The sequence below is a fragment of the Wohlfahrtiimonas larvae genome, assembly GCF_002006755.1.
In the GTDB taxonomy this organism is placed as follows: domain Bacteria; phylum Pseudomonadota; class Gammaproteobacteria; order Cardiobacteriales; family Wohlfahrtiimonadaceae; genus Wohlfahrtiimonas; species Wohlfahrtiimonas larvae.
In genome coordinates, this window is sequence record NZ_MVDO01000006.1 from 1 (window position 1) to 9,258 (window position 9,258).

Annotated in this window: 12 protein-coding genes; 11 read left to right on the forward strand and 1 reads right to left on the reverse strand. The window is 36.4% G+C overall.

Going from position 1 to position 9,258, the window contains the following annotated elements:
* The 5 genes from hemH to BZK14_RS00480 all read left to right on the forward strand — a co-directional run.
* Positions 1-541 (forward strand): ferrochelatase (hemH, locus tag BZK14_RS00460; RefSeq protein WP_143691239.1); only part of this gene is annotated, 541 nt, incomplete at its 5' end.
* 26 nt (positions 542-567) lie between these two features.
* Positions 568-1,464 carry a diaminopimelate dehydrogenase gene (locus BZK14_RS00465; RefSeq protein ID WP_077924650.1) on the forward strand — a complete coding sequence of 299 codons (897 nt, stop codon included), beginning with the start codon at positions 568-570 and terminating at the stop codon, positions 1,462-1,464.
* 111 nt (positions 1,465-1,575) lie between these two features.
* Positions 1,576-2,058 carry a WG repeat-containing protein gene (locus BZK14_RS00470; RefSeq protein ID WP_216350010.1) on the forward strand — a complete coding sequence of 161 codons (483 nt, stop codon included), beginning with the start codon at positions 1,576-1,578 and terminating at the stop codon, positions 2,056-2,058.
* Positions 2,059-2,074: 16 nt separating this feature from the next.
* Positions 2,075-2,902 (forward strand): penicillin-insensitive murein endopeptidase, encoded by an 828-nt coding sequence (mepA, locus tag BZK14_RS00475; protein ID WP_245831098.1) that lies wholly within the window; start codon positions 2,075-2,077, stop codon positions 2,900-2,902.
* Positions 2,903-2,913: 11 nt separating this feature from the next.
* Positions 2,914-3,804: an alpha/beta hydrolase gene (locus tag BZK14_RS00480; RefSeq protein WP_077924651.1), complete on the forward strand. Its 891-nt coding sequence runs from the start codon at positions 2,914-2,916 to the stop codon at positions 3,802-3,804.
* Positions 3,805-3,872: 68 nt separating this feature from the next.
* Here the strand turns inward: BZK14_RS00480 and eda are convergent, their stop codons facing one another.
* Complete coding sequence (gene eda / locus BZK14_RS00485; protein ID WP_077924652.1) at positions 3,873-4,502, reverse strand: bifunctional 4-hydroxy-2-oxoglutarate aldolase/2-dehydro-3-deoxy-phosphogluconate aldolase; 630 nt, start codon at positions 4,500-4,502, stop codon at positions 3,873-3,875.
* A gap of 458 nt (positions 4,503-4,960) precedes the next feature.
* Here eda and kdsB point away from each other — a divergent pair, with 458 nt between their 5' ends.
* From kdsB to dauA, 6 genes are all read left to right on the forward strand, one after another.
* Positions 4,961-5,737: a 3-deoxy-manno-octulosonate cytidylyltransferase gene (gene kdsB / locus BZK14_RS00490; RefSeq protein WP_077924653.1), complete on the forward strand. Its 777-nt coding sequence runs from the start codon at positions 4,961-4,963 to the stop codon at positions 5,735-5,737.
* A gap of 12 nt (positions 5,738-5,749) precedes the next feature.
* Positions 5,750-6,595: an archaetidylserine decarboxylase gene (gene asd, locus BZK14_RS00495; RefSeq protein ID WP_077924654.1), complete on the forward strand. Its 846-nt coding sequence runs from the start codon at positions 5,750-5,752 to the stop codon at positions 6,593-6,595.
* 94 nt (positions 6,596-6,689) lie between these two features.
* Entirely contained in the window at positions 6,690-7,058 is a 369-nt protein-coding gene (rpsF, locus tag BZK14_RS00500; RefSeq protein WP_077924655.1) for a 30S ribosomal protein S6, read from the forward strand.
* A gap of 29 nt (positions 7,059-7,087) precedes the next feature.
* On the forward strand, positions 7,088-7,312 hold the full coding sequence (gene rpsR / locus BZK14_RS00505; RefSeq protein WP_077924656.1) for a 30S ribosomal protein S18: 225 nt from the start codon (positions 7,088-7,090) through the stop codon (positions 7,310-7,312).
* 15 nt (positions 7,313-7,327) lie between these two features.
* Entirely contained in the window at positions 7,328-7,774 is a 447-nt protein-coding gene (gene rplI, locus BZK14_RS00510) for a 50S ribosomal protein L9 (RefSeq protein ID WP_077924657.1), read from the forward strand.
* 118 nt (positions 7,775-7,892) lie between these two features.
* Positions 7,893-9,258, forward strand: a 1,366-nt coding sequence (gene dauA, locus BZK14_RS00515; RefSeq protein WP_077924658.1) for a C4-dicarboxylic acid transporter DauA, incomplete at its 3' end; no start/stop codon positions are given.

Sequence of the window (9,258 nt, forward strand, 5' to 3'; positions counted from 1 at the left end):
TGACAGTGTTGCAGAAACATTAACAAAGCGTCGATACTTTCCTGAATTGCATATGCTGAGTGATTATTATCGTAATCCTTTATACATTGAAGCATGCAAAACACAAATTGCTAAAAATTTAGAAGGTGTTGAGATTGAGGAGTTGGTATTATCTTATCATGGTATGCCAAAATCAACGTATGAAAAAGGTGACCCATATTATGATCAGTGTATTGAAACTACACGATTGATTACAGAATCATTAGGGCGCTCAGATATTAAGATTACAACAGTTTTCCAATCTAAATTTGGGAAAGAAGAGTGGTTACAACCTTATTCTTTTGAATATTTGCCAAGTTTGCCATCGAAAGGTGTAAAGCGTGTTGCTGTATTCTGCCCAGGATTTAGTGCGGATTGTTTAGAAACCATTGAAGAAATGGGTGTTGAGAATAGAGATTACTTTAAAGAGCAAGGCGGTGAATATTATCAATTCATTCCTTCTTTGAATACTGAATCTCTACACATAGAAATGATGAAGCAAATAATTGTGGATTCAAATTAGTTTTACTGCTTAAGGAGCATAATTAGATGAATAAAATCAATGCTATTGTTGTCGGCTCTGGTAACGTAGGTTTAAAAGTTATCGATGTTTTGTTAAATACGAATGATTTCAATTTAGTAGGTGCGATTCGCCGTAGTGGTGAGCCAATTGCTGAATATCCTAATATTGAAGTGAAGAAATCTGTAGATGAATTTAGCGAAAAGATAGACGTAGCATTCTTGGCAATCCCAACACGTGAAGTGCCTAAGCAAGCTAAAGAGTTTTTAGCGAAAGGTATTCACACTGTAGATAGCTATGATATTCACTCTAATATTTTGGATGTTAAAACTGAATTAGCAGAAGTTGCAAAGAAATATAATGCTGTTGCTGTTGTTTCTTCAGGTTGGGATCCCGGTACAGACTCAATTGTGCGTGCAATGTTGATTGCTATGGCGCCACGCGGTATGACTTACACAAACTTTGGTCCAGGCATGAGTATGGGGCATACAGTTGCTGTTAAAGCGATCGAAGGTGTTCAAAATGCATTATCAATGACTATGCCAACAGGCGCAGGGGTGCATCGCCGTTTAGTTTATGTTGAATTGGCGGAAGGTGCTAGTCGTGACGTGGTGGAAAATGCAATTAAAACAGATCCATATTTTATTAATGATGAAACTCATGTTCGTTTTGTAGATGATGTGGATGCATTGAAAGATGTAGGGCATGGTGTTGAATTAACACGCAAAGGCGTTTCAGGTTCTACAGGCAACCAAAACTTTATGTTTAAAATGTCTATTGATAATCCTGCATTGACGGCGCAAGTGATGGTTTCAAGTGGCCGTGCGGCAACTCGCTTACAAAGTGGTGCTTATACCTTGATTGAAATTCCAATGGTGGATTTCTTGGAAGGCGAGCGTGATGAATGGATTAAAGCGTTGGTATAATTCACTGAATCAAATATTTTTGAACTGATTCAATGAGATTAATATGATAATCTGCCATTCTATGGCAGATTTTTTTATTGTTAGAGTTCATTAAATAATAAGGATAAAAAGATGTATCGTTATATTATGATTGTACTCATACAGCTTTTAAGTGTTTCTAGTGGTGTATTTGCCAAAAATTTAGATGAACAGTTTTTATTATTAGCAGAGGGAAAGCCACAGGATCAACGGTGCTTTGATGTTGAATCACCTTTTCTATACTGTTTGAATAAGAATAGCGATCATAAATTTGTGTTCATGGATGCTCAAGGTCGGGAAATTTATCAAATATATTGGTTTGATAATGGTCCTGATATTGCGAGTGAAGTTTTATATCGCATTTATAAGAATGGAAAAATTGGTTATGCCTCGAGCATCACAGGTCAGATTTTGATCGAGGCAAAATATGATTGTGCTTATCCTTTTAGTGAGGGTAAGGCAAAAGTTGGCATTAGATGCAAAATTGAGAGTGATGGAGAACATTCATCTTGGATCGGTGGACAATGGCAATGGATTGATCATCCATTACTGAATAATCAATCAGAGATTGAATAAGAGAATGGAACAACGGATGAAGATTAAATACGTATTAAGTTTAATGATGCTCATTTCACCATGGAGTTTTGCTGAAAATTGGCATACCGTTCAAAAACCAACTAATGAACCGACAAAAATCTATGGTAGTTATGCCAATGGTTGTTTCTCAGGTGGTAAAGTTATGCCTATTGTTGGGGAAGGTTTTCAGCAAGTACGTCCCAGCCGTAATCGTCATTATGGCGATGAGTCGCTGTTAGTATTCATTGAATCATTAGGAAAATATGCAAAAGCTCAGAATAAGATTGTAATTTTGGGAGATTTATCACAACCTCGTGGTGGCCCTATGAATTTCGGTCATTCCAGTCATCAAATTGGTTTAGATGTGGATATCTGGTTTGAATCAATTGGTAAAAATGGATTATCACCGAAGCAGGTAGAAGGTCTAGAAACGCCATCTTTAGTAGATATGAAGAACGGTGTTATTTCTAAGTATTGGCAACCATATTATCGTGATTTGATTCATCAGGCTGCCTTGTATCCTAAAACAGAACGTATTTTTGTGAATCCTGTGATCAAAGCTTATTTGTGTGAAACAGAAAAAGATAAAAGTTGGTTATACAAAGTTCGTCCTTGGTTTGGGCATGATTCACATTTTCATGTACGTTTAGTTTGCCCAAAAAATCAAAAGGATTGTGAGCCACAATTCCCCGTTGCTAAAAATTCAGGCTGTGATGAGGATTTACAAAATTGGGTGAAAGATCAAGCAGACTTAGCATTAGGCATTAAAAAGCCAGCAGTTTCTAAAGGAAAATCAGTATCTAAAATTATGCCAAAAATGTGTCAGAAAATTCTCAATCAATAGGAATATTATTCATGTGTAAAAAAATTGGTGTGATGATAGGCGGATTAGTTTTGATTATTATTAGCTATATTTGGCTTATTAAAAAAGCGGAATCCTATTTTTTTTATCCTGATGATATAGATTATGGTTTATCTCCCACACAACAAAATTTACAATTTGAAGTTGTTAATATTAGCAGCATAAATGGAATTCAATTAAATGGTTGGTTTGTACCTGCTGTGATTAATGAGGCGGGGGGACAAGATGCAACTCAAGCAAAAGGTACTGTGATTCATGTGCATGGTAATGCTGCCAATATCACGAATCATTGGTCATTTATTTCTTGGTTGCCGAGCCAAGGTTATAATGTTTTAACCTTTGATTATCGTAGTTATGGTCAGTCTGATGCCATTGAGCCCACAATTAAAGGATTATATGAAGATACCAATGCGGTGATTCATTATGTATTAAATCGTAGTGATCTTGAAAATATGCCAGTCTTTATGCTGGGGCAAAGTTTAGGTGGCAATAATACTTTAGCTGCTTTGGCAAAAATGTCGCCTAAATCAAGAGAAAGAATCTGTGCGGCAGTGATTGATTCTACATTTTATTCGTACAGTCTTATTGCAAATGATAAAGTTTCTGGTGCAGGCATCTTGCTTGCTAATGAATATAGCGCAAATGTATCTTTATCAGTTTTAAGTGATCTACCTATACTATTTTTACATGGTAAGAAGGATCGGATTATCCCATATCAGCACAGTGAGCAATTATATGCTCTACAGACGGATAATCGTGCTTTATTGCTTGTGGAAGGTGCGGACCATTTAGCCGCACTTTATCGTCCAATATTTGGCGAACGATATATCAATGAAGTGGCTCGGTATTTGGATTTAGAGCGACAAAAGTGCGTACAAAAGTAATGAATGACCCATAAAAAATGCTTAATGAAGGTACATTAAGCATTGAGAATATTAAAGGCTATGAGAAATTATTGTTTTAACATTTCTTTAATTAAGCGGACGCGGCGAGTGATTTCATCCCAATTGCCAGCTTCGATAAGTTTTTTATCCACCATCCAACTCATGCCACAAGCAATGACGCGTTCTGTTGCTAAATAACTTTGGAAGTTTTCATTATTGATACCACCAGTTGGGATAAAGTGGATATCTTGATAGGGAGCCATTAGTGCTTTAATCATAGGAATTCCACCAGAAATTTCTGCAGGGAAAAATTTCATCGTGGTTACATTGTAGTTTAAAGCCATCTCGATGGCGGATGGGTTGTTAACACCAGGCAAGATAGGCATACCTAAATCCTGAGCTGTTTGGATGGTTCTAGGATTACAACCAGGTGCCACTAAAAAGTCGGCGTCAGAGGTGAATGCAATTTTTGCTTGTTCTGCATTCAAAACGGTTCCTGCGCCTACTGTTAAATCGGGATAATGATCTTTGATGGCTTTTAAAATATCTGATGCTTCTTTAGTACGAAATGTAACTTCAAGAATAGGAAGTTCTTCACGGATTAAGATTGTTGCAAGCTTTAAGCCATCTTGGATATCATTGATCATCGCGATGGGAACAACAGGTTGGTTGTGGAAAATTGTATCGAGATTTTTCATATTTGGAGTTCTTTTTGTCAAAATTGTATTGTATAGAAAGATTTTAAAACCTAAGTAATAATGCTGTAAAAATAGTCAATGATCATTAGGTTGCCTCTTATATAGATAATCATTAGTTTGATTAAATTTTAGTCAAAATGCTTTCCACAAGAACTGTGGATAACTTTGTGAATAATAAAAAAAACTATGCTATAAGGTGCATGGTTATTTGAGGTCAAGAGAGTGATCATTAATTGATCAGAAAAATATAAATTTTACATATCAATAAGTTATATTTTAAGTCGCGTTGACAACTCTTGACATTTGTTTGTGCTAGTTTCTATCGAATCTATAGAATGGTTGTTTATAAGTCAAGTGTTATATTGTGTAATTAATAGGCTTGTCATCAGTTTTCTGTTTTTACATATTGCTCTGATAGAATAGCAACTTTGTACTTTGAATGATAATAACGGTTTTTTATGAATAATTTTACGATTGTAATTCCTGCAAGGTTAAATTCAACACGCTTGCCCAATAAAATGATGTTATTGATCGGTGATCAACCTGTTATAGAGCATACTTGGCGACAAGCAATGTCAGCTCAAGCTAAAAAGGTTATCGTGGCAACAGATGATCAATCCATTTTTGACCATATGAAATCTATAGGCGCAGAAGTGGTCATGACATCGAAATCGCATCCTACAGGGACGGATCGTCTAGCCGAAGTTGCGATGTTATGTGGTTTTGATGATGAAAAGATTATTGTCAATTGGCAAGGAGATGAACCGTTTTTGCCTTTTGAATTCATAGAAAAGGTTGCCAATAAGCTGGAAGATAATCCAAAAGCTGCCATGAGTACATTGGCAACTAGAATTGATAGTTGGGAAGATTTTTTTAATGCCAATGTTGTTAAAGTGGTGCATGGCCATTCTGATGAGGCGTTATATTTCTCACGTGCGCCAATCCCATTTCCTCGCGGTGTAGAAAAAGGCACAGGGGAATTACCTGCAAACGTACAGCCATTACGACATATTGGTGTTTATGCTTATCGTGCTTTCTTTTTGAAAGAATATCCTAAATTAAAACCCTCACTATTAGAACAATCAGAATCTTTAGAGCAATTACGAGCATTATCTAATGGGTATTCGATTGTTGTTGAGCATATGGACACAATTCCTCCTGTAGGTATTGATACAGAAGCAGAACTAGCATTAGCACGACAATGGTATAATGCCGAGCAATCCATCATTAAATAAGGTTATCTTTATATGTCAATACAATATTTTTTGCCACAGCGCTTGAGTTCATGGTGTATCCGTAAGCTCACAAGAATTCGTACTGTTTGGTTTAAAAATTTATTCATTAGAGTTTTTTCTAAATTGTATGCAATCAACTGGGCAGAGAGTAAATATCGTTCACCTGATGATTTTAAAACCTTTAATGAGTTTTTTACACGTCAATTAGAATCAGGGGCAAGGCCAGTTGCTGAATCGCCTTTAGTATCACCTGCTGATGGTAAAATTGCTGCGTGTGGACAATTGGAGAATACTCGTTTTGTGAAAGCAAAAGGGCATGATTTTACGGTAGAAAGTTTAATCGCAGATCCTGAATTGGCAAAAGATTTCTCAGATGGTAGTTTTGCAACAGTTTATTTATCACCAGCAGATTATCACCGCGTGCATATGCCTGTAAAAGGTAAATTGCTTCGTACAATTCATGTTCCTGGAAAGTTATACAGTGTTTCACTCAAAACAGCTGCACAAATTCCTACGTTGTTTGCAGAAAATGAGCGTTATGTCTGTGTATTTGAAACTGAATATGGCAAGATGATTTTAATTCTTGTCGGTGCTATCAATGTTTCAAGTATTGCAACTGTTTGGGGTGGAGATGTCACGCCACCTTATGGGCGTGTAATTGATTATCAAATATATGATCGTGACATTGAATTAGATAAAGGCGCTGAAATGGGTCGCTTTAATATGGGATCTACAGCAATAGTTTTATTAGAAAAGAATGATTCAGTAGTATTGAACGATCTTTTAAAAGAAGGAACGGCCATCAAAATGGGCGAAACGTTATATAAGTTTTGCAATTTAGAAACAGAAAGCTTATAATTCAGCGCTTGTATTTTTAGCGAAATACATTCCTTGTCTTACAGAAAATTCTGAAGACTTTATTTGTTTAATAAATCCATAAGGAATTATGAATATGCGTCATTATGAAGTTGTATTCCTTGTTCACCCAGATCAAAGCGAACAAGTACCAGCAATGATTGAGCGTTATCGTTCAGTTGTTACTAATGAAGGTGGTCAAATTCACCGTTTAGAAGATTGGGGTCGTCGTCAATTGGCTTACCCAATTCAAAAATTACACAAAGCTCATTATGTTTTAATGAACATTGAATGTAATGATCTTGCTCTTGAAGAATTACAAGGCATTTTCCGTTTCAATGATGCGATTTTACGTCACATGATTATTCAGAAAGAAGAAGCAGTTACTGAAGCATCAGTATTGATGAAACCACAGCGTGAAGATCGTGCAAACGATGAATCTTCAGAAGCTGCGGATGAAGAATAATCACATCATTTAACTAAAGGAATTTTAATATGTCACGTTATTTCCGTCGTAAAAGATTCTGCCGTTTTACAGCAGAAAATGTAAAAGAAATTGATTACAAAGATATCAATACCTTAAAAAACTATATTACTGAAACTGGGAAAATTATCCCAAGTCGTGTAACTGGAACGCAAGCGCGTTATCAGCGTCAATTAGCGACTGCGATCAAGCGCGCTCGTTACATTGCATTGCTTCCATATTCAGATCAGCATTAATTTTAAGGAGCAATCATGCAAGTTATTTTATTAGAAAAAATCAACAAGTTGGGTAAACTTGGTGATACAGTTGAAGTAAAATCTGGTTATGCTCGTAACTTTTTATTACCATTAGGTAAAGCTACTGAAGCAACTCCAGCAAATATCGCTAAATTAGAAGAGCAACGTGCTGAGTTAGAAGCTAAGCAAGCTGCAATTTTGGCTGATGCAACTGAGCGCGGCGAAAAATTGAACGGTATTGTAATTACTATGTCTGTGAAAGCAGGTACAGAAGGCCGTTTATTCGGTGCTGTAACTAGCCAAGATATCGCTGAAGCAGTAACAAATGCAGGTGTTAAATTAGAAAAACGTGATGTTCGTATTGCTGATGGTTCAATCCGTAGCATTGGTGAGCACGCTGTAGTTTTAACATTACACCCAGATGTAATCGTAAATATTCAAGTGAACGTTGTTGCTGAGTAATTTACTCTAATAATTATTTTCACTGATACTGATAGCCCCGTCAATAGACGGGGCTTTTTTGTTCTTATAAATCGGTTACAATCTTAATATAAATTATAAATAGTTGAGGATTGTATCATTGAGAAGAAACTATATTACGCGGGTTCGTTTAGGTATTGCGCTTTATAATGCTTGTATTCGCGATGGATACTCATTGAATCGTTTTATCCGCGATATTTTGGCTGGGATTACAGTGGGTATTATTGCGATTCCATTGGCAATGGCATTAGCAATTGCTAGCGGTGTACCACCACAATATGGTTTATATACAGCTGGCGTTGCTGGGATGGTGGCAGCATTGGCAGGTGGATCAAAGTTAAGTGTTTCAGGCCCTACTGCTGCATTCATTGTAATTTTATTGCCCGTATCTCAGCAATTTGGGCTACAAGGGTTATTAGTTGCAACATTGTTATCAGGTATTATATTGACGATTATGGGGCTGGCTCGTATTGGTCGGGTTATTGAGTATATTCCTTTACCTGTAACATTGGGATTTACAGCAGGAATTGCAATTACGATTGCAAGTATGCAGTTTGTGGATTTTTTTGGCTTAACGCCAACAGTAGCATCAGATGATTTCATTACACGAATTATGATGATTATCTCATCTTTGTCAACGTTACAATGGGGAGATACCTTAGTAGGCTTGACAACCTTAGGGGTATTAGTCCTATGGCCTAAACTGAGAATCAATTTTCCGGGGCATTTACCTGCAATTATTGCAGGTTTACTTGTTATGCTGATTTATCAGTGGTTGGGATATGATATCCAAACAATTGGCAGTAAGTTTAGTTATATTCTGCCAAATGGTGATGAAGGTAAAGGTATTCCACCTGTGTTGCCATCATTTGTTTTGCCCTGGAATATTCCTGCTGAAACGGGCAATTTTCAATGGACATGGAAGAATATTTCAGCGCTATTACCGGCGGCATTTTCGATGGCGGTATTGGGTGCAATAGAATCTTTATTATGCGCTGTTATCTTAGATAATATGACGCGTATAAAGCATAATCCAAATAGTGAATTATTGGGGCAGGGATTGAGTAATGTTGTTGCTCCTTTTTTTGGTGGTATTACATCCACAGCTGCAATAGCACGTTCAGCTGTTAACTTCAAAGCAGGCGCAACATCGCCAGTTTCAGCAATTGTTCATTCATTATTTGTATTGGCTGCCTTGTTATTTTTTGCACGATATTTATCTTATTTACCTTTGGCTGCGATGGCTGCTTTACTGTTTATGGTTGCATGGAATATGAGTGAAGCAAAAAAAGTTAAAGAGATTATTCAAAAAGCTCCTAAAGGGGATATTGCAGTACTATTGGTATGTCTATTTTTAACAGTATTTTTTGATATGATCATTGCCATTTCAATTGGTGTGGTTTTAGCTGCTTTATTATTCATGAAAAATATTGCTGATTTAACTAAACTTACAGAAATTGATTGTG

Excerpts from the sequence above, each read along its gene's own strand:
- rplI (WP_077924657.1), top strand. The coding sequence starts at position 7,328 with ATGCAAGTTATTTTATTAGAAAAAATCAACAAGTTGGGTAAACTTGGT.
- rpsF (WP_077924655.1), top strand. The coding sequence starts at position 6,690 with ATGCGTCATTATGAAGTTGTATTCCTTGTTCACCCAGATCAAAGCGAA.
- BZK14_RS00470 (WP_216350010.1), top strand. The coding sequence starts at position 1,576 with ATGTATCGTTATATTATGATTGTACTCATACAGCTTTTAAGTGTTTCT.
- rpsR (WP_077924656.1), top strand. The coding sequence starts at position 7,088 with ATGTCACGTTATTTCCGTCGTAAAAGATTCTGCCGTTTTACAGCAGAA.
- eda (WP_077924652.1), bottom strand. The coding sequence starts at position 4,502 with ATGAAAAATCTCGATACAATTTTCCACAACCAACCTGTTGTTCCCATC.
- mepA (WP_245831098.1), top strand. The coding sequence starts at position 2,075 with ATGAAGATTAAATACGTATTAAGTTTAATGATGCTCATTTCACCATGG.
- BZK14_RS00480 (WP_077924651.1), top strand. The coding sequence starts at position 2,914 with ATGTGTAAAAAAATTGGTGTGATGATAGGCGGATTAGTTTTGATTATT.
- BZK14_RS00465 (WP_077924650.1), top strand. The coding sequence starts at position 568 with ATGAATAAAATCAATGCTATTGTTGTCGGCTCTGGTAACGTAGGTTTA.
- kdsB (WP_077924653.1), top strand. The coding sequence starts at position 4,961 with ATGAATAATTTTACGATTGTAATTCCTGCAAGGTTAAATTCAACACGC.
- asd (WP_077924654.1), top strand. The coding sequence starts at position 5,750 with ATGTCAATACAATATTTTTTGCCACAGCGCTTGAGTTCATGGTGTATC.